Consider the following 19,748-nt stretch of genomic DNA (forward strand, 5'->3'; position numbering starts at 1 on the left):
AGAGGTCAGACGTCGGACAAACAAAGGACAGAACACGGTACCCCGCGAGGCGTCTGATCCGGCCGCGGGGCGGTCGGGACACCGTGTTCTGGCCTCCTGCGTGCAGAAAGCACGAAAGGGCTGGCGCTCGAAATGAGCACCAGCCCCATGACAAGGCCTGATCTTACTTGATTTCGACCTTGGCGCCAGCGTCTTCCAGCTGCTTCTTCAGCGCGTCGGCGTCGGCCTTGGAGATGCCTTCCTTGACGGCCTTCGGCGCGCCGTCGACGACGTCCTTGGCTTCCTTCAGGCCCAGACCGGTGGCGGCACGCACGACCTTGATGACTTCGACCTTCTTGTCGCCGGCGGCGGCCAGGATCACGTCGAATTCGGTCTTTTCTTCGGCAGCCGGGGCAGCGGCGCCAGCGGCCGGACCGGCCACGGCCAGCGCGGCAGCGGACACGCCGAACTTCTCTTCGAACGCCTTGACCAGGTCGTTCAGTTCCATCACGGTCATCGAGCCGACGGCTTCGAGGATGTCTTCTTTGCTGATAGCCATTTTCAAATTACTCCAAAATCCAAACTAGTCAGAAAACCGTAGAGCCGGTGCCTCAGGCAGCCGCGCCTTCTTCTTCGCGCTTCTTGGCCAGCGCGGCCAGCGCGCCGGCGAAGCCGGAGACCGGTGCCTGCATGACGCCCAGCAGCTTGGCGAGCAGTTCTTCGCGGCTGGGAATCGAGGCCAGGGCCTTGATGCCGTCCTGGTCGAGTACCTTGCCCGCATAGGAACCGGCCTTCAGCACCAGTTTGTCGTTGCCCTTGCCGAAGTCGTTGAGCACCTTGGCGGCGGCCACCGGATCTTCCGAGATGCCGTAGATCAGCGGGCCGACCAGTTGGTCGGACAGGCCGGCGAACGGCGTGTCGGCGATCGCGCGGCGCACCAGGGTGTTCTTCAGCACACGCAGGTACACACCAGATTCGCGGGCCTTGGCACGCAGCACGGTGAGATCGCCCACCGCAATGCCGCGATACTCGGCCACCGCGATGGTCTGGGCGTTGGCTACCTGTGCCGACACCTCTGCCACGACGGCTTTCTTGTCATCGAGATTAAGACTCACAGGTCTTTTCCTCCTTTCAAGTCCACACGTGGAACACGAAACGCGCTCCACACCCACGGCGACCTGGATCAGGAGTTTGGCCGTTTCCGGCGGTATCCTGTTCTGGGTTCACCGTCTGCGCAGGCCAACCAGGGTTGCTTAAGCGGATCCGGAGATCCACACCTGCGGTCTTTGACGATCCGCCGCGCGGCGCGAACGCCACGCGACGTCCCAAAGTTCTGTTACCGCCCTCAGGCGGCGTTGATGCTGCCCGGCTCGACGCGCACGCCGGCACCCATGGTGCTGGACAGGGCGATCTTGCGCAGGTACACGCCCTTGGCGGCGGCAGGCTTGGCCTTCACCAGCGCGTCGATCAGGGCGTTGAAGTTCTGTTGCAGCGCCTCTTCGGCAAACGAGGCGCGGCCGATGGTGGCATGCACGATGCCGGCCTTGTCGGTACGGTACTGCACCTGGCCGGCCTTGGCGTTCTTCACGGCGGTGGCCACGTCCATGGTCACGGTGCCGACCTTGGGGTTCGGCATCAGGCCGCGCGGGCCGAGGATCTGGCCCAGCTGGCCGACCACGCGCATGGCATCCGGCGTGGCGATGCACACGTCGAAATCCAGATTGCCGCCCTTGACCTGCTCGGCCAGGTCGTCGAAACCGACCACGTCGGCACCCGCGGCACGGGCGGCCTCGGCCTTGTCGCCCTGGGCGAACACGGCCACGCGCACGCTCTTGCCGGTACCGGCGGGCAGCACCACGGAACCGCGCACCACCTGGTCGGACTTGCGCGCGTCGACGCCCAGGTTTACGGACACGTCGATGGATTCGTCGAACTTGGCGGTGGCCAGCTCCTTGACCAGGGTCAGGGCTTCGCCGACGGCGTAGTTGCGGTTGCGGTCAACCTTGGCACGCAGGGCCTGAACGCGCTTGGAAATCTTAGCCATGATCACAGGCCCTCCACGGTGATGCCCATGCTGCGCGCGGAACCGGCGATGGTACGCACGGCGGCTTCCAGGTCGGCAGCGGTCAGATCCTTCATCTTGGTCTTGGCGATTTCCTCGACCTGGGCGCGGGTGATCGAGCCGACCTTGTCGGTATGCGGCTTCGCCGAGCCCTTCTGTACCTTCGCCGCCTTCTTGATCAGCACCGAGGCCGGCGGAGTCTTCATGATGAAGGTGAAGCTCTTGTCGGCGAAGGCCGTGATCACCACCGGAATCGGCAGGCCCGGCTCCAGACCCTGGGTCTGGGCATTGAAGGCCTTGCAGAATTCCATGATGTTCAGGCCGCGCTGACCGAGCGCGGGACCGATCGGGGGGCTGGGGTTGGCCTTGCCGGCCGGCACCTGCAGCTTGATGTAGCCGATGATTTTCTTTGCCATTGCGGCATGCTCCTGTAATGAGTGCAAACGCGCCGGTCAAGCCGGCGCTCCTCTCGACGCCCGCGGTAAACGGGCAACAACGGCGGGCACCCGGGCGCCCGCCGCGATGCTCAGGTCTTCTCGACCTGGGCGAAATCCAGTTCCACCGGGGTGGCGCGACCGAAGATGGTCACCGACACCCGCAGCTTGCTCTTTTCGTAATTGACGTCCTCGACCGAGCCGTGGAAGTCGGTGAACGGGCCTTCCTTGACGCGCACCACCTCGCCGGTCTCGAACAGCACCTTGGGCCGGGGCTTCTCCACCCCTTCCTGCATCTGGTGCATGATCTTGTCGACTTCCTTGTCGGAGATCGGCGTCGGCTTGTTGGCCGTGCCGCCGACGAAGCCGGTGACCTTGGAGGTCGACTTGACCAGGTGCCAGGTCTCGTCGTTCATCTCCATTTCCACCAGCACGTAGCCGGGGAAGAACTTGCGTTCGGAGATGCTCTTCTGCCCGCCCTTCATCTCGACGACTTCCTCGACGGGCACGAGGATCTGGCCGAACATGTCCTGCATGCCGGCGCGATTGATCCGGTCCACGAGCGCCCGCTGGACGGACTTCTCGAACCCGGAATAGGCGTGCACCACGTACCAGCGCTTCGTCATGATCATTTCCAGCCCAGGATCAGGTCGTACAACACCCATTCCAGGGACTTGTCGGTCAGCCACAGGAAGATCGCGATCACCACCACGAAGGCGAACACGATCCCGGTCGTCTGCACCGTCTCCTTGCGGGACGGCCATACGACCTTCTTGGTTTCCACCACCGCCTCGCGGGCGAAATCCAAGAAACGGCGACCCGGCTCGGACAGCACGGCCACGCCGACACCGGCGCCCACACCGGCCAGCACGGACAGCACGCGCAACACCAGCGGCTGCTCGGACAGCAGGTAGAAGCCGACCACGCCGGCCGCAACCAGGGCGAGAGCCAGCGCAAACTTCAACTTATCGGCCATCGACGTTATCTGTATCCGGAAAGAGTGGCAGGGGCAGAGGGAATCGAACCCCCAACCTTCGGTTTTGGAGACCGACGCTCTGCCAGTTGAGCTATACCCCTGCAGCAGAGACTACGAAGCGCCCCCTCGCGGGGGCGCTTTCTTATCGGGCAACCCGGTCAGGGGTTACTCGATGATCTTGGCGACGACGCCGGCGCCCACGGTACGGCCGCCTTCGCGGATCGCGAAACGCAGACCTTCTTCCATGGCGATCGGCGCAATCAGCTTCACCGTGATCGACACGTTGTCGCCCGGCATCACCATCTCCGTGCCTTCCGGCAGCGCGATCGAGCCGGTCACGTCCGTGGTACGGAAGTAGAACTGCGGACGGTAGTTGTTGAAGAACGGGGTGTGACGACCGCCTTCGTCCTTCGACAGCACGTAGATTTCGCCCGTGAAGTGGGTGTGCGGGGTGATGGAACCCGGCTTGCACAGCACCTGGCCGCGCTCGACGTCTTCACGCTTGGTGCCGCGCAGCAGCACGCCCACGTTGTCGCCCGCCTGGCCCTGGTCCAGCAGCTTGCGGAACATTTCCACGCCCGTGCAGGTGGTCTTCACCGTGGCCTTGATGCCGACGATTTCGATTTCCTCGCCAACCTTGACGATGCCGCGTTCCACACGGCCAGTCACCACGGTGCCGCGCCCGGAGATCGAGAACACGTCTTCGATCGGCAGCAGGAAGGGCTTGTCGATGGCGCGTTCCGGGGTCGGGATGTAGCTGTCCAGCGCGGCGGCCAGTTCGAAGATCGCCGGTTCGCCGATGGGCGACTGGTCGCCTTCGAGCGCCTTCAGCGCCGAGCCCTTGACGATGGGGATGTCGTCGCCGGGGAATTCGTACTTGGAGAGCAGTTCGCGCACTTCCATTTCGACGAGTTCCAGCAGCTCTTCGTCGTCCACCATGTCGCACTTGTTCAGGAACACGATGATGTAGGGCACGCCCACCTGACGGGCCAGCAGGATGTGCTCGCGGGTCTGCGGCATCGGGCCGTCCGCGGCCGAACACACCAGGATCGCGCCGTCCATCTGCGCAGCACCCGTGATCATGTTCTTCACGTAGTCCGCGTGACCCGGGCAATCCACGTGCGCGTAGTGGCGCGTTTCGGTTTCGTATTCGACGTGGGCGGTGTTGATGGTGATCCCACGGGCCTTCTCTTCCGGCGCCGCGTCGATCTGGTCGTACGCCTTCGCCTCGCCGCCGAACTTCTTCGACAGAATCGTGGTGATCGCCGCCGTCAGCGTGGTCTTGCCATGGTCAACGTGGCCGATCGTGCCTACGTTCACGTGCGGCTTGGTCCGCTCAAACTTGCCCTTCGCCATGTCGAAACCTCTTGAATGTCAGTACCAGGAATTAGGAAACCTTCAACACCAGACGGAGAGAGGGGATGGTGCCCATGACGTGGATTGAACACGTGGCCTCTCCCTTACCAAGGGAGTGCTCTACCACTGAGCTACATGGGCACTGCAAAAACACCTGCAACTCTCACAACCTGGAGCGGGTGAAGGGAATCGAACCCTCGTCGTAAGCTTGGAAGGCTTCTGCTCTACCATTGAGCTACACCCGCGCACAACGCAGACGACCCGCACTCACCGCACGCACCAGACTTCCCACTACACCAGGAAGACCCGGCGCATTTCAGCTGCTTGGTGGAGGGGGAAGGATTCGAACCTTCGAAGGCTGAGCCGGCAGATTTACAGTCTGCTCCCGTTGACCGCTTGGGTACCCCTCCAAGCGAGAAGCGCCGCACTATAGTGCCTTCGTGGGCGACTGTCAAATACTTTGGCGCCTGTCCGGACGCGCGCCACTGCACACCTGCCGATCCAGTTGCCGGGGCCTGCGTGGACCGGCCGTTCGGCCGATAATTCCCGCTTCTTCGCCCGCAGTCCGGAGACCCTCCCATGAACTCCCCGCAGCCCGCCGCACGTGATGCATTGCCCACAGCCTTTGTCGATACCTTGCGCACCGCGTTCGGCGCGCGCTTCTCCACCGCCCAGGCGGTACGCGCGCACCACGGCCATGACGAATCGCATTTCCCGGACGCGTTGCCCGACGCCGTGGTGTTTCCGCACAGCACCGGGGAGGTCGCCGCCATCGTCGCGGCCTGCCGCGCGCACCGCGTACCCATCGTGCCTTATGGCGCGGGCAGCTCGCTGGAAGGCCACATCCTGGCCATCCACGGCGGCCTCTGCGTCGATTTCAGCGAGATGAACAAGGTGCTGGCGATCCACACCGAGGACATGGACGTGGTGGTGCAGCCCGGTGTCACGCGCAAGCAGCTCAATGCGGCGCTGCACGGCAGCGGCCTGTTCTTTCCGCTCGACCCGGGCGCGGATGCCTCCATCGGCGGCATGGCCTCGACGCGCGCCTCCGGTACCAACGCAGTGCGCTACGGCACCATGCGCGAGAGCGTGCTGGGGCTGACCGCGGTGCTGGCCGACGGCCGCGTGATCCGCACGGGCGGACGGGCCCGCAAGTCTTCCAGCGGCTACGACCTGACCCGCCTGCTGGTCGGCGCGGAAGGCACGCTGGGGCTGATCACCGAACTCACCGTGCGCCTGCATCCGCTGCCTGAGGCTGTTTCCGCCGCGGTCTGCGCCTTTCCGAGCGTGGACGCCGCCGTGCGCACGGTGATCCAGACCATCCAGCTGGGCGTGCCGGTGGCACGCATCGAGCTGCTCGAAGCGCTCACCGTGCGGGCCATCAACCGCTACAGCAAGACCACGCTGCGCGAAGCGCCCACGCTGTTCTTCGAATTCCACGGTTCGCCGGCGGGCGTGGAAGAACAGGCTGCCAGCGTGCAGGAAATCGCCCGCGAGCAAGGCGGCATGGACTTCGAATGGGCCACCCGCCCGGAAGACCGCAGCCGGCTTTGGCAGGCGCGTCACGACACCTATTTCGCCTGTCTCAACCTGCGCCCGGGCAGCCGCGGGGTGACCACCGACGTGTGCGTGCCGATCTCGCGGCTGGCCGAGGCCATCGCAGGCGCGCGCGAGGACATCGCCGCGAGCGGGCTGATCGCGCCCATCCTCGGCCACGTGGGCGACGGCAACTTCCACACGGTGATCCTGGTCGATCCGGACAATCCCGCCGAACTGGAACGCGCCGAGGCGCTCAACCGGCGCATCGTCGAACGCGCGCTGGCACTCGACGGCACCTGCACCGGCGAACACGGTATCGGCTTCGGCAAGCAGGATTTCCTGCTCGCCGAGCATGGCGAGGCGGCGGTGGATGCGATGCGCCTGGTCAAGCGCGCGCTCGATCCGGACAATCTGCTCAATCCCGGCAAGGTCCTGCCCGGGCTCTGAGCGGCAATCCGGCCGTTCGGCAAACGGCGGCCGCCATACAACTAGAGTCATACTACTCACCCACTGTTCATAAACGCCGGACGGACCGGGAGACGCCATGGGATTGTTCTCGGGTGGAAAGAGCGTACAGCCGTCCAGGGTCCTCACGCTGCAAGCCAGTTCCGCAGAACTGGCCGCGCGGCTCGCCGGGCTGCGCTGCAAACCGACGCTGGTGATCGGTTTCGTTTCACCGCACATAGATATCGACCGCGTCGCCAGCGAGGTGCGGCGGCGTTTTCCCGATGCCGCGCTGGCCCTGTGCTCGACCGCGGGGGAACTCTGCGCGGAGCACGGGCAACTCTATTGCGAAACCGGCGGACGCTGGGACCGCGTGGTGCTGCAATGCTTCGACGCCTCGCTGGTGGCGCGCGCCCGGGTGGCGACCATTCCACTGGGGAGCGAGGATCTGCGCCGCGGCGCGGTCGCCGTGCCACTGAAGGAACGGGTGGCGCGCCTGGCGCGCAATATCGAGGGCCTGCAGGTGGACATCGACATCGACCACCGCGACACCTTCGCCTACGTACTGTTCGACGGCCTGTCGGCATCCGAATCCTTCTTCATGGAAGCCCTGTACGACAGCGGCCGCTTTCCGTGCCTCTTCGTGGGCGGTTCGGCGGGCGGCACCCTGGATTTCAAGGAAACCTGGCTGCACGACGGCCGGCGCCGCCTGGAGAACCACGCGCTGGTGGTGTTCGTGAAGATGGCGCCGGGCGTGCGCTTCGGCGTATTCAAGAGCCAGAATTTCGAGCCGACCGGCATGAGCTTCAACGTGCTGTCGGCCTCCCTCGAACAGCGCTACATCAGCCAGGTGTTCGACCGGCAGGGCCGCATCGGCACCCTGGTGGATGCGTTGTGCGACAGCCTGCAGTGCGAGCCCGCCGCGCTGGAGGCCAAGCTCGCCGAGTACTCCTTTGCCATCCGCGTCGGCCAGGAAATCTACGTGCGCTCCGTGGCCAGGCTCGACCTCGATGGCGGGCGGGTGCATTTCTACTGCGACGTGGCGCCGGGCGAGGAACTGGTGCTGGTGCGCCGTACCAGCCTGGTAGATGCCACCCGGCGCGACTTCGCGCGCTTCCTGGAAGGCAAGCCGGGACTGCCGGCGGCGGGCATCTTCAATGACTGTATTCTGCGCCGCCTCTACAACGGGCGGGAATTGGCGGACATGGGCAAGGTCATCGAGGGCGTGCCGCTGACCGGCTTTTCCACGTTCGGCGAGATCCTGGGGCTCAACCTCAACCAGACCTTGACCGCCATCTTCTTCTTCCGCGTGGCCGGCACAGAGCGCTTCCGCGATGACTACGTGGACCGTTTCGTCGCCCATTACGGCGAATTCAAGGCCTTTTTCCTGCGCCGCCAGATCGCCAAGCTGGCCGGCCTGTCACGCGTGGTCGTACAGCAGATCGAGAACTTCGAAGCGCAGCACTTCGACAGCACGCTGGACGCCTCCGGACTGGACGAGTCGATGGCGCGGGTGTTCGGCGGCCTCAACGAACTGGGCCGGGTGCTGCAGGAATCGAACGCGCTGCGGGAGCACACCGCCAGGGAACTCGAAAGCTGCGCCGATGACCTGCACGGCTCCATGGACGCACTGTCGGCCCACATCGTCGAACAGGACGACGTCGTGCATCGGGCCGGGACCACCGTGAACGAGCTGGCCGAGCGTGCCGGCGAGGTGGCCTCCAGCGCGCGCGGGCTTGCCGATTCCAGCACCCACATCCAGAGGGTGGTGGAAGTGATTCAGCAGATCTCCGACCAGACCAACCTGCTCGCCCTCAACGCCGCGATCGAGGCCGCGCGCGCGGGCAAATGGGGCCGCGGCTTTGCGGTGGTGGCCGACGAAGTCCGCAAGCTCGCGGAAAAGTCGCGCAACAGCGCGGTGGAGATCAGTCACGACATTTCCCGGCTCGCCGGCGAGATCGGCAGCGTGGCCCGCGAGATCGAAAGCCAGTCCGCCGGCGTGGCGAATCTCACCGGACTGCTGGAAGCGATCGAACAGCTGAGCCAGCGTACCGCCGACACGGCGGTACGCACCAAGTCGGTCGCCGACAGCCTGCGCACGCTCACCAAGAGCGGCAGTTGAAGGCAGCCACCCCCGGCGGCCGCGCCCGCTGCGTTTCCCGGGGTACATCCTTCCCGCCGACCGAACGCCCCGGCCATTAGGGTATCCAAGGATTGAAACCAGCCCGGCCCACCGGCTAGGCTGGTTTCGCTTCGCCACTGCAGGCGCGCCCACAAGGCGCCTCGGCAGCACACAAAAAAACACGATTTTTGTGGAAGGAGACCCCACATGGCCACAGCCGACCCGCGCGCCAGCGGTGCGCACGCCCTTCGTGCCCCCAGCCTCGAAGACAAGTACACCACCGTTTCCGGCCGCGTCTATCTGACCGGCTACCAGGCGCTGGTGCGCCTGCTGATGATCCAGAAGGAGCGCGACGCGGCGGGCGGCCTGAACACCGCCGGCTTCGTCTCCGGTTACCGGGGTTCGCCGCTCGGCGGCCTGGACCAGACGCTGTGGAAGGCCAGGAAGCACCTGGCCGCGCACGACGTGGTGTTCCAGCCCGGCGTCAATGAAGACCTCGCCGCCACCGCCGTGTGGGGCACCCAGCAGGTCAATCTCGACCCCGGGGTGCGCTACGACGGCGTGTTCGCCATGTGGTACGGCAAGGGCCCCGGCGTGGACCGCTGCGGCGACGTGTTCCGCCACGCCAACGCCGCCGGCAGTTCGCAGCACGGCGGCGTGCTGGTGGTCGCCGGCGACGACCACGCCGCCAAGTCCTCCACCCTGCCGCACCAGACCGACCATTTCTTCAAGGCGGTGATGATGCCGGTGCTGGCCCCGGCCGGCGTGCAGGAGTACATCGACTTCGGCGTGCATGGCTACGCGCTGTCGCGCTACTCGGGCTGCTGGGTGGCGTTCAAGGCGCTGGCCGACACGGTGGAAACCTCCGCCTCGGTGGATGTCGATCCGTGGCGCGTGCAAGTACACATCCCCACCGATTTCGCCCTGCCGGCCGCCGGCCTCAACCTGCGCTGGCCCGACCCGCCGCTGGTGCAGGAAGAACGCCTGCTGCACCACAAGCTGTACGCGGCGCTGGCCTATGCGCGCGTCAACCGGCTCAACCGCGTGGTGATCGACTCGCCCGCGCCGCGCCTGGGCATCATCACCAGCGGCAAGAGCTACCTGGATGTGCGCCAGGCCTTCGACGACCTGGGGCTGGACGAAACCCTGGCTGCCGAGATCGGCATCCGCCTGTACAAGGTGGGCATGGTGTGGCCGCTGGAAGCCGACGGCGTGCGCCGCTTCGCCGAGGGCCTCGACGAGATCCTGGTGATCGAGGAAAAGCGCCAGCTGCTCGAATACCAGTTGAAGGAAGAGCTCTACAACTGGCGCGAGGACGTACGCCCGCGCGTCGTCGGCAAGTTCGACGAAAAGGGCGAATGGGCCCACGTGGTGCGCGCCGACGGCAGCATCGACCATGGCGACTGGCTGTTGCCGGCGGCCGGCGAGCTGACCCCGGCGATGATCGCCCGGGTGATCGCCGCGCGCATCGGACGCTTCTTCACCTCCGAGCGCATCCAGGCCCGCCTGGCCTTCCTGGAGGCCAAGGAACAGGCGCTGGAAAACCGCGTGTTCAAGATCGACCGCGTGCCCACCTTCTGTTCCGGCTGTCCGCACAACACCTCCACCCACGTACCGGAGGGCAGCCGCGCGCTGGCCGGCATCGGCTGCCACTACATGGTGACCTGGATGCCCGAGCGGCGCACCGGCACCTTCACCCAGATGGGCGGCGAAGGCGTGCCCTGGGTCGGCCAGGCGCCGTTCACCGCCACTCCGCACGTATTCGCCAACCTGGGCGACGGCACCTATTTCCATTCCGGCCTGCTGGCGATCCGCCAGGCGGTGGCCGCCAGGGTGAGCATCACCTACAAGATCCTCTACAACGACGCCGTGGCGATGACCGGCGGCCAGCCGCACGACGGCGAGCTGACCGTGCCCATCATCGCCCGCCAGCTCGCCGCCGAAGGCGTCGGCAGCATCGTCGTGGTCACCGACGGCACACCGCGCGCCTACGGCCCGGCCGAGCTGCCGCACGGCGTGCCGGTGCGCCACCGCGACGAACTCGACGCCGTGCAGCGCGAACTGCGCGCGGTGCCCGGCGTCTCCGCGCTGATCTACGACCAGACCTGCGCGGCCGAGAAGCGCCGCCGCCGCAAGCGCGGCACCTTCCCCGACCCCGCCCGCCGCGTGTTCATCAACGAAGCGGTGTGCGAGGGCTGCGGGGACTGCGGCGTGGCGAGCAACTGCATGTCCATCCTGCCGGTGGAAACCGAGTTCGGCCGCAAGCGGCGCATCGACCAGTCCTCGTGCAACAAGGACTACTCCTGTCTGAACGGTTTCTGCCCCAGCTTCATCACCGTCGAGGGCGGCCGCCTGCGCAAGGGCCGCGCGCTGGCCGACGACACCGCCGCCTTTGCCGCCCTGCCCGACCCCGTGCTGCCCGCCACCGCCCGGCCCTTCGGCATCCTGGTCACCGGCGTGGGCGGCACCGGGGTGGTCACCATCGGCGCGCTGATCGGCATGGCCGCCCATCTGGACGGCAAGGGCGTCACCGTGCTGGACATGACCGGGCTGGCGCAGAAGGGCGGCTCGGTGTTCAGCCACATCCGCCTCGCCGACCGCCCGGAGGATCTGCACGCGGTGCGCATCGCCGCCGGCGAGGCCGATGCGCTGATCGGCGGCGACCTGGTGGTCTCGGCCAGCGTCGAGGCGCTCGCCAAGCTGGCCGCCGGGCGCACCCGCGCGGTGGTCAATTGCGCGGAGACGCCGACCTCCGAATTCACCCTCAACCCGGACTGGCGCTTCCCGCTGGCGCGCATGCAGCAGGCCGTGCGCGACGCCGTGGACGCGGCCGATTTCCTCGACGCCCAGCAACTGGCCACCACGCTGATGGGCGATGCCATCGCCACCAACCTGTTCCTGCTCGGCTACGCCTGGCAGAAGGGCATGGTGCCGGTGTCCCACGCTGCGCTGATGCAGGCCATCGAGCTCAACGGCGTGGCCCTGGAGATGAACCGCGCCGCCTTCCTGTGGGGCCGGCGCGCGGCACATGATGCCGACGCGGTGCGCCGCCACGCGGGCCTGGAGAACGAGCCCGCCGCCCCGCCCGATCTGGACGCGATCGTCCGGGTGCGCGAACAGGCGCTCGCCGCCTACCAGGATGCCGCCTACGCCGCGCGCTACCGCGCGCTGGTCGACCGGGTGCGCGCCGCCGAAACACGCGTGGCCGGCGCCGGGACGACCGGGCTCAGCGAAGCGGTCGCGCGCAACTACCACAAGCTGCTGGCCTACAAGGACGAGTACGAGGTTGCCCGGCTGTATACCGATGCGGCCTTCTGGACCAAGGTGGAGGAGACCTTCGAGGGCGATTTCGCAGTGCGCTTCCATCTCGCCCCGCCGCTGTCCACGCGCCCCGACCCGAACACCGGACGCATCGCCAAGCGCAGTTACGGGCCGCGCATGCGCAAGGTCTTCGCCCTGCTCGCACGCCTGAAAGGACTGCGCGGCACGCGCTGGGATCCGTTCGGCCATACCGCCGAGCGGCGCGCCGAGCGCGCGCTGATCGCGCAGTACGAGCAGGACGTCGCCGAACTGCTGGCCGCCCTGTCCGCCGCGCGCCTGGCGCTGGCGACGGAGATCGCCGCGCTGCCGGACGGCATCCGCGGCTTCGGCCACGTCAAGGCGGGCAACATGGCGAAGGCCGCCGCGCGGCGCGAGGAACTGCTGGCGCGCTGGCGCCGGCCGGCGGACGCACCGGCGACGGAACGGGAAGCGGCCCGCGCGGCGGCCTGATCGGGCTATGATGCCCGCCCATGCCACCCGCCCTCAAAGCCCTTCTCGCCCAGCTCGGCGGCTGGGCGCTCGTCTGGTTCGCCGCGCGCGCGGGCATCCTGCCCGCCTCGCCGTGGTCGCTGGCCGCCGCGCAGGCGGTCGGCGCCACGGTGCTGGCCGCGCTGTTGCGCAGCGCGCGCTGGTGGCTGCCCATCCATCTGGCGTTCACGCCGCTGGCCTTCCTCGCCCATCGGCTGGATCTGCAGCCGGGCTGGTATCTGACGGCCTTCCTGGCGCTCGCGGCGGTCTATTGGAGCAGTTTCCGCACCCAGGTACCGCTGTATCTGAGCAATCGCCGCACGGTCGCGGAAGTGGCCCGCCTGCTGCCCGCCGACCGCCCCGTTGCCGTGCTCGACCTGGGCAGTGGCACCGGCGCCCTCCTGCGGCCGCTCGCCCGCCTGCGCCCGGACTGCCGGTTCACCGGCATCGAGTCCGCGCCGGCCCCGCATCTGCTCGCCCGGCTGCTCGGCGGCGGACTGCCCAACCTGGCCCTGCGGCGCGGGGATTTCTTCGCCGAATCCTGGTCTACCCACGATGTCGTATATGCCTTCCTGTCCCCGGTACCGATGGCGCGGGTGTGGCAGAAGGCCTGCGCGGAACTGGTGCCCGGGGCGCTGCTGCTCAGCAACAGTTTTCCGGTCCCCGGCGTCGAGCCGGCCTTCGTGGTGGACGTCGCGGATCGCCGCCGCACGCGGCTGTACGCTTACCACCCGGTGCCGGCGGACGCATAGAGGGCACGCAAGGCGCGGAATTGGGCGGCGTTCGCACCGCTTTTCCGCCTCTAGTCCGGGCGCCGGCCTGCCGATAATGGCATCGTGCGGTCAACGGACCGCGAGCTGGGGATTTGAAGTCATGGCTGAGATCATCTGCATCATTGGCAACAAGGGCGGAACCGGCAAGACCACCTTGTCGCACATGCTCTGCCAGGGGTTGGGGCTGCTCGGGCACCGGTCCGCATGCGTGCTGACCGACACCTCGCGCGAGCCGCTGACGCCGGAAGGACGGCGCTACATCACCGCCGACGCGCGCACCCGCGAGGCGCTCACCAAGGTGGTGGACAAACTGCGCACGCTGGAAAACTGGGTCGGCGTGATCGACGGCGGCGGCAACCGCACGGAAATGGACCGCAAGCTGTACGCCCTGTCCGACATCGTGCTGCTGCCATTCCGCGAATCGCACGAGGACATCCGCACCGTGCTGCGCGATCTGGAGATGTTCCCGCGCGCCTACGCGGTGCCCTCCCAGTGGCCGGCCAACGCCTGGCAGCGCGAGGCGGCGGACCGCAACGTCGCCCAGTTGATGGGCGCCTACCGCCACCGCATCCTCAAGCCGGTCGGCGCGCTGTCGTCCTCCAAGCTGCTGCTGCAGCGCCAGGTGCCGGACCAGTTGCCCACGCCGCTGGCCAACGCCTGCCGCGCGCTGGCCCGTCAGGTACTGCACGTGCTGGAGATCGATGCCGGCGAGGGCGGCGATTTCGTCGAGGAGGACGAGGACGAAGCCGTCCACATCCCCCCGGCGGAAATGCCGTTGCGCCTGAGCCAGCCGGCGCGCCGCTGACGGCCTGCCCGGCCCCGTGGGCGGGGGCTGCAGCCGGAAAGGATTACAGCCGGGTTCCGTGGCGCGAGATCACCACCAGCGCCTGGGCCCGGTTGTTGACCTTGAGGGCGCGGAAGATGGCCGACATGTGGACCTTCACCGTGCCTTCCGAAAGGCCGAGCAGATCGGCGATCTCGCGGTTGGTCTTGCCCTGGGACAGCAATTCCATCACCCGGGTCTGCGCGGGCGTGAGCCCGAAGCGCTCATTGACCGGCGCCGCGCCGCGCTTGCCGGCGGCGCCTTCCACGTCGGGCAGATAGACCCCGCCGTCGAGCACGGTGCGCACCGCCTCGCACAGCGCCTCACCCGAACTGGACTTGGAGACGAAGCCGGAAGCGCCGCCCTTGATCGCGCGGCGGATCGAGGTCGGGTCGTCCATCGCCGAGACGACGATGGCCGGCACGTCGGGGAAACGCTTGGCCAGCACGCCGAGCAGCGAGAAGCCGTTCATGTCGGGCAGCATCAGGTCGACGACGACGAGATCCCAGTCGGCGCCCTCCTCCAGCCGGGCGAGCGCCTCGCCGGCTCCGCTGGCCTCCACGCAATCCATGTCCGGCGCCAGTCGCGCCAGGGTCTGGGCCAGTGCCTCGCGCACCAGGGCGTGGTCTTCCACGATCAGGATTTTGGTCACGGTGTGCTCCCCAGATGTCTCCGGCCGAGGGGCCATTTTTGGATGCGTCAAGCATAGCACGCCGTTTCCCATTGCAAACAGCGAGGGTTCGCACGCTCGCCCCGAAAGCGGCAAAGTTAGCGATAATCTATCCCTTCACTTGCACGCCGCATAGCACGGGTGCGCCGCTCCCCCTCCCGTCCGAACAGCATGCCGCACCGACGATGACGCGTTGCCTTCGCCTGATTGCTGCCCTGTTCCTGGCGCTCATCGCCCAGGCCGGAGGTGCTTTCGGCGCTGCGCCGGTGCTGCTGGTGCTCAGCGAAGCCGACGCCATCCACCAGGAAGCGGCCGCGGCGATCACCGCCGGCCTGCCCCTCGAAGCCGAGGCGGAACAGCTCTTCGTCCAGGCCCTGGCCCCGGAAGCCCTGGAGAAGCGCCGCGTGGTGGTCACCGTCGGCAGCCGCGCGGCGCAGGCCGTCGCGGAACTGGCGCCGCCCACGCCGGTACTGCATGCGCTGATCGCGCGTGCCAGCTACGCCCAGCTGCCGCCCGCGCATCGCACCGCCGGGCGTTCGGCCATCTTTCTCGACCAACCCCCGGCGCGCCAGATCGCGCTGATCCGTCTGGCACTGCCGGAGATTCCCCGGATCGCCCTGCTGTCCAGCCCGGCCAGCGAGGAGATGGCCGACGAACTGGCGGCCGCCGCGCGCGCGCAGGGGCTCGACGTGGTCGGCGCCCGGGTGGACGCCGATCGCGAACTGTTCGTCGCGCTGCAGCGCGTGTTCGCCGAACCGGCGGTACTGCTCGCGACCCCGGACCCCGCGGTGTTCAACGGCTACACCGTGCAGAACGTCCTGCTCACCGCCTACCGCCGGCGCTCGCCGGTCGTCGGCTTCTCGCCCGCCTATGCGCGCGCCGGCGCCCTGCTGGCGCTGTATTCCACGCCGACCCAGGTCGGCCAGCAGGCCGCCGAGGCCGTACGCGCGGTGCTGCGCAACGGTAGTCTGCCGCAGCCCGCGGCGCCGCGCCGTTTCGAGGTGGCGGTGAATGCCAACGTGGCCCGCTCGCTGGGGTTGCGCCTGCCCGCCGCCGAGGCGCTGACCCGGTCGCTGCTGCGCCAGGAGCAGGGCGAATGATGAGCATGGTGCGCTGGGGCGTGCGCGCCCGCGTGATCGTCGCGGCAGTGCTGCCGATGCTCGCCATGGCTGCGGTGCTCACCGTGTTCTACACCGGTTCGCGCCTGGCCGATCTGGACGAAGCGCACGCGGCGCGCGCGCAGGCCCTCGCCCGCCAGCTGGCGGCGGCCAGCGAATACGCGGCCTTCGCGGGCAACCTCGACACCCTGCAGCAGCTTGCCAACGCGGTGCTCGCCGAAAGCGACGTGGCCGCAGTCAGCATCCGGGACCCGTCCGGCGAACTGCTCGTGCGCAGCGCTCGCGGCCAGCACCAGGGCAGCGGCGCGCCACCCTCCACGCATGATTCCGGCGGCCTGCTGCGGGTCACCGAATCCATCCTGCCGAGCAACATCCAGCTCGACGACGCCTTCACCCTCGGCACTGCCGACAGCGCGCAGGCCCCGCACATTCCCACGCTCGGCACGGTCACCGTCGAACTGTCGCTCGAGCGCGTAAAAGCCCGCCGCAACGAGTTGCTGCGCGTGGCGACCGTCTCCACGCTGCTGGTGCTGATCGCCAGCCTGCTGCTGTCGACCTGGCTGAGCCGCGGGGTGAGCGGGCCGATCCGCCGGGTGGCCTGGGCGGTCGCACGCATCGGCCAGGGCCGCCTCAGCGAAAGGGTGCCGGAACTGGGCGGCGGCAGCCTGCGCCTGCTCGCCGACGGGGTCAATGACATGGCCGAGCGCCTCGAGGAAATCCACGACAGCATGGCCCGCCGCATCATGGAGGCCACGGCCGAACTGCGCGAGCGCAAGGAAGAGGCCGAACAGGCCAACCTGGCCAAGTCGCGCTTCCTCGCCGCGGCCAGCCACGATCTGCGCCAGCCCATGCACGCCCTCGGCCTGTTCATCACCGAACTGTCGCAACTGTCCCACGCGCCGGAGGCCCGCCACCTGGTGCAGAAGATCAGCGCCTCGGCCGAGGCCATGGAAAACCTGCTCGACAGCCTGCTCGACATCTCCAAGCTGGACGCCGGCGTCCTCCACCCCACCATCGCCTCCTTCCCGCTGCAGCCCATCCTCGAACGCATCTCCGCCGAACTGCGCACCGCCGCCGCCGAGAAGGGGCTGCGCCTGAAGGTGCGCGCCACCGAGGCGTGGGGACGGAGCGATCCGGTACTGTTCGAACGCATCCTGACCAACCTTGCCAGCAACGCCATCCGCTACACCCAGCGCGGCGGCGTGCTGGTGGCCTGCCGCCGGCGCGCGGGCAAGCTGCACGTGGAGGTGCGCGATTCCGGCGTGGGCATCGAGGAGCACGAGCAGGAAATCATCTTCCAGGAGTTCGTCCAGCTCGATAACGCCGAACGCGCGCGCGACAAGGGCCTCGGTCTCGGGCTGGCCATCGTGCGGCGCCTCACCGATCTGCTCGGGCACCGCCTCTCCCTGCGCTCCAGGCCGGGCGTGGGCTCGGTGTTCACGCTGGAGATGCCCGCCGCCGAAGCGGACCGCGGCGCCCACGGCGCCGGCAACGAACGAACGCCCGGCGACTTGGCCGGCTGGCGCATCGTGCTGATCGAGGATGACCCGCTCGCCCGCAACGGCATGGACAGCCTGCTGTCCTCCTGGGGCTGCGTGGTGGAGTCCGCCGCCTCGCTCGAAGAGCTCATCGACGTCCGCGCGCCGGATGCGCCGCCGCCACAACTGCTGATCAGCGACTTCCGCCTGCGCAGCCCGGACAACGGCATCACCGCCATCGCCGCGATGCGTGCGCGCTGGGGCGCTGATCTGCCCGCCGTGCTGATCAGCGGCGACACCTGCGCCGATACCCTCAAGCTCGCCCAGGACTCGGCCATCCCGCTGCTGCACAAGCCGGTGCGTCCGGCACGTCTGCGCGCCCTGCTGCATCGCCTGTACAGCAACCACTGATGCGGCAACGGCCGCCGCCTCACCTGCGCGCAGCAGGCCAGGAAATCCCGCGGCATGACGGCCGTGCACCCGTCGCGGCACTCGGTTAAGATGAAGATATACCGTGCCGCCGGGCCTCGCCCAGCGTCACACCTGCACCGGGCCGCGCTCGTCGGCCGGGCATCCACCACCACGGGAGGACTCGCCATGTCTCAGGACCAAACCGCCCAGGATCCGCTCGATTTCGTGCGCGGCATGTGGAGCAACATGGGCTTCTCGCTGCCCGGCATGGTCACTCCCACGCTCGACGTGGACGAGCTGGACAAGCGCATCGCCGACCTGAAGGCCGTGGAAGGCTGGCTGAAGATGAACCTCAACATGCTGCAGATGACCACCCAGGGGCTGGAAATGCAGCGCGCCGCCATCGCCGCGGTGCAGGCCATGAGCCGCCACGCCCGCGAGTCCGCCGAGCAGGACGGTGGCGAGGAGGCCAATCCGTTCGTCAGCGCAGCGGCCATGTGGCCGTGGAATCTGATGACGGGCGGCGCCCCGCAGAGCACCCCCGCACCGGCAGCTGAGAAACCCGCCGACAAGGGCGCGAAGCCGCGCGGCGCGCGCAGAAGCACCGACAAGTGACGCCGGCCGGGGGGCACTCAGCCCAGCAGGTTCAGCCAGAAGCTGAGTGAGCCCACCGCCAGCAGCGTCGAGGCGGAGATCAGCCAGGCCACGCCCGGCCCGTCCCCGCCCATGCGCATCGCCAGGATGTAGGCCGAACTGGCCGTGGGCAGCGCGGCGAACAGCACCAGGATATCGAAGGCCACGCCTTCGATGCCCAGCGCGCGCCCCAGCCACCAGGCCAGCGCGGGCATCATCATCAGCTTCACCGCGAGCAGCCAGCACGAGCCGGCCAGCCGCCCGCCCACCTTGCCCCAGCGCAGCGCGGCGCCCACCGCCAGCAGGCCGAGCGCCACCGCCGCGTCGCCCAGGCGCTTCAGGAAGGATTGCACGGGATCGGCCAGTTCCAGCCCGCCCGCATTAAACGCCAGCCCGGCCAGCGTGGCGAGCACCAGCGGGTTGCGCGCCAGTTCGCGCAGCGGATTGCCCTGCCCGTGGCGCGCCAGCATGCTGACCGCGAGGATGTTGGCCAACGGCACCATCGCTCCGCCCAGCGCACCCATCGTCGCCACGCCCAGCGTGCCGTGCAGTTTGCCGGCGATGGCAATGGCGATGTAGGTGTTGAAGCGGTAGGCGCATTGCAGGCGCGAGGCGAAGGCGACGGCCGGCAGCCCCATCAGCGGGCGCCCCAGCCAGCCCAGCGCGAAGCCGGCGAGCAGCACCGCGAAGCCGCTGCCGAACAGGGGCAGCGCGCTGGAGAAGTCGATCGGCGCGCTGGCCAGCACGTTGAACAGCAGCGCCGGAAACAGTACGAAGTACACCAGCTTCTCGATGGCCGCCCACAGCTCGTCGGCGGTGAGCAGATGGCGGCGCAGCACGACGCCGAGCAGGATCAGGGAAAAGTCGGGAAGCAGCAGGAGCAGGCTTTGCATCCGGCAAGCCTACCGCAAGCAGCGGCGGGGCGGCGTACGTACGATTACTTATGCTGCGGGACGCCCGTTTGGGGGCGCGACGGCGTACCGGGGGAGGAGTTCATGGGCATGGCCGCCGGCTCATACGCTCCCGCCCTGCGGGTTCCCGTGCCGTGGGGCACTCCGCCGGCCGGGCCGGAACTCGGGCGCTGCACGCCCTCAAACAGCCGGCCCGGACTTCCCCGGCGGAGTGCCCCACGGCACGGCGG

At 68.1% G+C, this 19,748-nt stretch carries 17 protein-coding genes and 4 tRNA genes; 8 read left to right on the forward strand and 13 right to left on the reverse strand.

Translation table 11 applies throughout. From position 1 onward, the window contains the following. Nucleotides 1–163: 163 nt before the first annotated feature. The 11 genes from rplL to E6C76_RS15210 form a co-directional block, all read right to left on the reverse strand. Complete coding sequence (gene rplL / locus E6C76_RS15160; RefSeq protein WP_136349072.1) at nucleotides 164–538, reverse strand: 50S ribosomal protein L7/L12; 375 nt, start codon at nucleotides 536–538, stop codon at nucleotides 164–166. A 52-nt stretch (nucleotides 539–590) separates the two neighbouring features. Continuing rightward, nucleotides 591–1,094, reverse strand: a complete 504-nt coding sequence (gene rplJ, locus E6C76_RS15165) for a 50S ribosomal protein L10 (RefSeq protein ID WP_136349073.1) — start codon at nucleotides 1,092–1,094, stop codon at nucleotides 591–593. Between the two features lie 230 nt (nucleotides 1,095–1,324). Next, nucleotides 1,325–2,023, reverse strand: coding sequence for a 50S ribosomal protein L1 (gene rplA / locus E6C76_RS15170; RefSeq protein WP_136349074.1), 699 nt, complete (start codon nucleotides 2,021–2,023; stop codon nucleotides 1,325–1,327). 2 nt (nucleotides 2,024–2,025) lie between these two features. Beyond that, entirely contained in the window at nucleotides 2,026–2,457 is a 432-nt protein-coding gene (rplK, locus tag E6C76_RS15175) for a 50S ribosomal protein L11 (RefSeq protein WP_136349075.1), read from the reverse strand. Between the two features lie 110 nt (nucleotides 2,458–2,567). Continuing rightward, nucleotides 2,568–3,101, reverse strand: a complete 534-nt coding sequence (gene nusG, locus E6C76_RS15180; RefSeq protein WP_136349076.1) for a transcription termination/antitermination protein NusG — start codon at nucleotides 3,099–3,101, stop codon at nucleotides 2,568–2,570. 2 nt (nucleotides 3,102–3,103) lie between these two features. Beyond that, nucleotides 3,104–3,451, reverse strand: coding sequence for a preprotein translocase subunit SecE (secE, locus tag E6C76_RS15185; protein ID WP_136349077.1), 348 nt, complete (start codon nucleotides 3,449–3,451; stop codon nucleotides 3,104–3,106). Nucleotides 3,452–3,476: 25 nt separating this feature from the next. After that, nucleotides 3,477–3,552 (reverse strand) — tRNA-Trp (locus E6C76_RS15190). Nucleotides 3,553–3,616: 64 nt separating this feature from the next. Then, nucleotides 3,617–4,807: an elongation factor Tu gene (gene tuf / locus E6C76_RS15195; protein WP_136349078.1), complete on the reverse strand. Its 1,191-nt coding sequence runs from the start codon at nucleotides 4,805–4,807 to the stop codon at nucleotides 3,617–3,619. Nucleotides 4,808–4,873: 66 nt separating this feature from the next. Continuing rightward, nucleotides 4,874–4,948, reverse strand: a tRNA-Thr gene (locus tag E6C76_RS15200). Nucleotides 4,949–4,978: 30 nt separating this feature from the next. Next, nucleotides 4,979–5,052, reverse strand: a tRNA-Gly gene (locus E6C76_RS15205). A gap of 80 nt (nucleotides 5,053–5,132) precedes the next feature. Continuing rightward, a tRNA-Tyr gene (locus E6C76_RS15210) sits at nucleotides 5,133–5,217 on the reverse strand. 169 nt (nucleotides 5,218–5,386) lie between these two features. On the opposite strand from E6C76_RS15210, the gene E6C76_RS15215 reads away from it, so the two are divergent. The 5 genes from E6C76_RS15215 to E6C76_RS15235 all read left to right on the forward strand — a co-directional run bounded on the left by E6C76_RS15215 (nucleotide 5,387) and on the right by E6C76_RS15235 (nucleotide 14,279). Beyond that, the gene (locus E6C76_RS15215) at nucleotides 5,387–6,793 is read left to right on the forward strand and encodes an FAD-binding oxidoreductase (protein ID WP_136349079.1); all 1,407 of its coding nucleotides are present in this window, start codon (nucleotides 5,387–5,389) and stop codon (nucleotides 6,791–6,793) included. 97 nt (nucleotides 6,794–6,890) lie between these two features. Continuing rightward, nucleotides 6,891–8,912, forward strand: a complete 2,022-nt coding sequence (locus E6C76_RS15220) for an FIST N-terminal domain-containing protein (RefSeq protein WP_136349080.1) — start codon at nucleotides 6,891–6,893, stop codon at nucleotides 8,910–8,912. Between the two features lie 207 nt (nucleotides 8,913–9,119). After that, a complete protein-coding gene (locus tag E6C76_RS15225; protein WP_136349081.1) occupies nucleotides 9,120–12,683 on the forward strand; it encodes an indolepyruvate ferredoxin oxidoreductase family protein in 3,564 nt (1,187 codons plus the stop codon). A 20-nt stretch (nucleotides 12,684–12,703) separates the two neighbouring features. Further along, the gene (locus tag E6C76_RS15230) at nucleotides 12,704–13,453 is read left to right on the forward strand and encodes a class I SAM-dependent methyltransferase (RefSeq protein WP_136349082.1); all 750 of its coding nucleotides are present in this window, start codon (nucleotides 12,704–12,706) and stop codon (nucleotides 13,451–13,453) included. Between the two features lie 121 nt (nucleotides 13,454–13,574). After that, complete coding sequence (locus E6C76_RS15235; protein ID WP_136349083.1) at nucleotides 13,575–14,279, forward strand: ParA family protein; 705 nt, start codon at nucleotides 13,575–13,577, stop codon at nucleotides 14,277–14,279. 43 nt (nucleotides 14,280–14,322) lie between these two features. Here the strand turns inward: E6C76_RS15235 and E6C76_RS15240 are convergent, their stop codons facing one another. Continuing rightward, nucleotides 14,323–14,949, reverse strand: coding sequence for a response regulator transcription factor (locus E6C76_RS15240; protein ID WP_136349084.1), 627 nt, complete (start codon nucleotides 14,947–14,949; stop codon nucleotides 14,323–14,325). 203 nt (nucleotides 14,950–15,152) lie between these two features. On the opposite strand from E6C76_RS15240, the gene E6C76_RS15245 reads away from it, so the two are divergent. The 3 genes from E6C76_RS15245 to E6C76_RS15255 all read left to right on the forward strand — a co-directional run bounded on the left by E6C76_RS15245 (nucleotide 15,153) and on the right by E6C76_RS15255 (nucleotide 18,589). Further along, nucleotides 15,153–16,067, forward strand: a complete 915-nt coding sequence (locus E6C76_RS15245) for an ABC transporter substrate-binding protein (RefSeq protein WP_136349085.1) — start codon at nucleotides 15,153–15,155, stop codon at nucleotides 16,065–16,067. Then, on the forward strand, nucleotides 16,064–17,974 hold the full coding sequence (locus E6C76_RS15250; protein ID WP_136349086.1) for an ATP-binding response regulator: 1,911 nt from the start codon (nucleotides 16,064–16,066) through the stop codon (nucleotides 17,972–17,974). The genes E6C76_RS15245 and E6C76_RS15250 overlap by 4 nt, the downstream gene beginning before the upstream one ends. A gap of 186 nt (nucleotides 17,975–18,160) precedes the next feature. Then, on the forward strand, nucleotides 18,161–18,589 hold the full coding sequence (locus tag E6C76_RS15255; protein WP_136349087.1) for a PhaM family polyhydroxyalkanoate granule multifunctional regulatory protein: 429 nt from the start codon (nucleotides 18,161–18,163) through the stop codon (nucleotides 18,587–18,589). Nucleotides 18,590–18,606: 17 nt separating this feature from the next. Here E6C76_RS15255 and E6C76_RS15260 read toward each other — a convergent pair whose 3' ends face one another. Further along, the gene (locus E6C76_RS15260; RefSeq protein ID WP_136349088.1) at nucleotides 18,607–19,500 is read right to left on the reverse strand and encodes an AEC family transporter; all 894 of its coding nucleotides are present in this window, start codon (nucleotides 19,498–19,500) and stop codon (nucleotides 18,607–18,609) included. Nucleotides 19,501–19,748: the final 248 nt, after the last annotated feature.

It is taken from the genome of Pseudothauera nasutitermitis (assembly GCF_004801295.1).
Lineage (GTDB): Bacteria > Pseudomonadota > Gammaproteobacteria > Burkholderiales > Rhodocyclaceae > Pseudothauera > Pseudothauera nasutitermitis.

What these genes read in the sequence shown, in the direction of transcription:
- E6C76_RS15245 (WP_136349085.1), top strand. Translation starts at nt 15,153, where the DNA reads ATGACGCGTTGCCTTCGCCTGATTGCTGCCCTGTTCCTGGCGCTCATC.
- rplA (WP_136349074.1), bottom strand. Translation starts at nt 2,023, where the DNA reads ATGGCTAAGATTTCCAAGCGCGTTCAGGCCCTGCGTGCCAAGGTTGAC.
- E6C76_RS15255 (WP_136349087.1), top strand. Translation starts at nt 18,161, where the DNA reads ATGTCTCAGGACCAAACCGCCCAGGATCCGCTCGATTTCGTGCGCGGC.
- E6C76_RS15250 (WP_136349086.1), top strand. Translation starts at nt 16,064, where the DNA reads ATGATGAGCATGGTGCGCTGGGGCGTGCGCGCCCGCGTGATCGTCGCG.
- E6C76_RS15235 (WP_136349083.1), top strand. Translation starts at nt 13,575, where the DNA reads ATGGCTGAGATCATCTGCATCATTGGCAACAAGGGCGGAACCGGCAAG.
- E6C76_RS15215 (WP_136349079.1), top strand. Translation starts at nt 5,387, where the DNA reads ATGAACTCCCCGCAGCCCGCCGCACGTGATGCATTGCCCACAGCCTTT.
- nusG (WP_136349076.1), bottom strand. Translation starts at nt 3,101, where the DNA reads ATGACGAAGCGCTGGTACGTGGTGCACGCCTATTCCGGGTTCGAGAAG.
- E6C76_RS15225 (WP_136349081.1), top strand. Translation starts at nt 9,120, where the DNA reads ATGGCCACAGCCGACCCGCGCGCCAGCGGTGCGCACGCCCTTCGTGCC.
- rplL (WP_136349072.1), bottom strand. Translation starts at nt 538, where the DNA reads ATGGCTATCAGCAAAGAAGACATCCTCGAAGCCGTCGGCTCGATGACC.
- E6C76_RS15220 (WP_136349080.1), top strand. Translation starts at nt 6,891, where the DNA reads ATGGGATTGTTCTCGGGTGGAAAGAGCGTACAGCCGTCCAGGGTCCTC.
- rplK (WP_136349075.1), bottom strand. Translation starts at nt 2,457, where the DNA reads ATGGCAAAGAAAATCATCGGCTACATCAAGCTGCAGGTGCCGGCCGGC.
- tuf (WP_136349078.1), bottom strand. Translation starts at nt 4,807, where the DNA reads ATGGCGAAGGGCAAGTTTGAGCGGACCAAGCCGCACGTGAACGTAGGC.
- E6C76_RS15230 (WP_136349082.1), top strand. Translation starts at nt 12,704, where the DNA reads ATGCCACCCGCCCTCAAAGCCCTTCTCGCCCAGCTCGGCGGCTGGGCG.
- E6C76_RS15260 (WP_136349088.1), bottom strand. Translation starts at nt 19,500, where the DNA reads ATGCAAAGCCTGCTCCTGCTGCTTCCCGACTTTTCCCTGATCCTGCTC.
- secE (WP_136349077.1), bottom strand. Translation starts at nt 3,451, where the DNA reads ATGGCCGATAAGTTGAAGTTTGCGCTGGCTCTCGCCCTGGTTGCGGCC.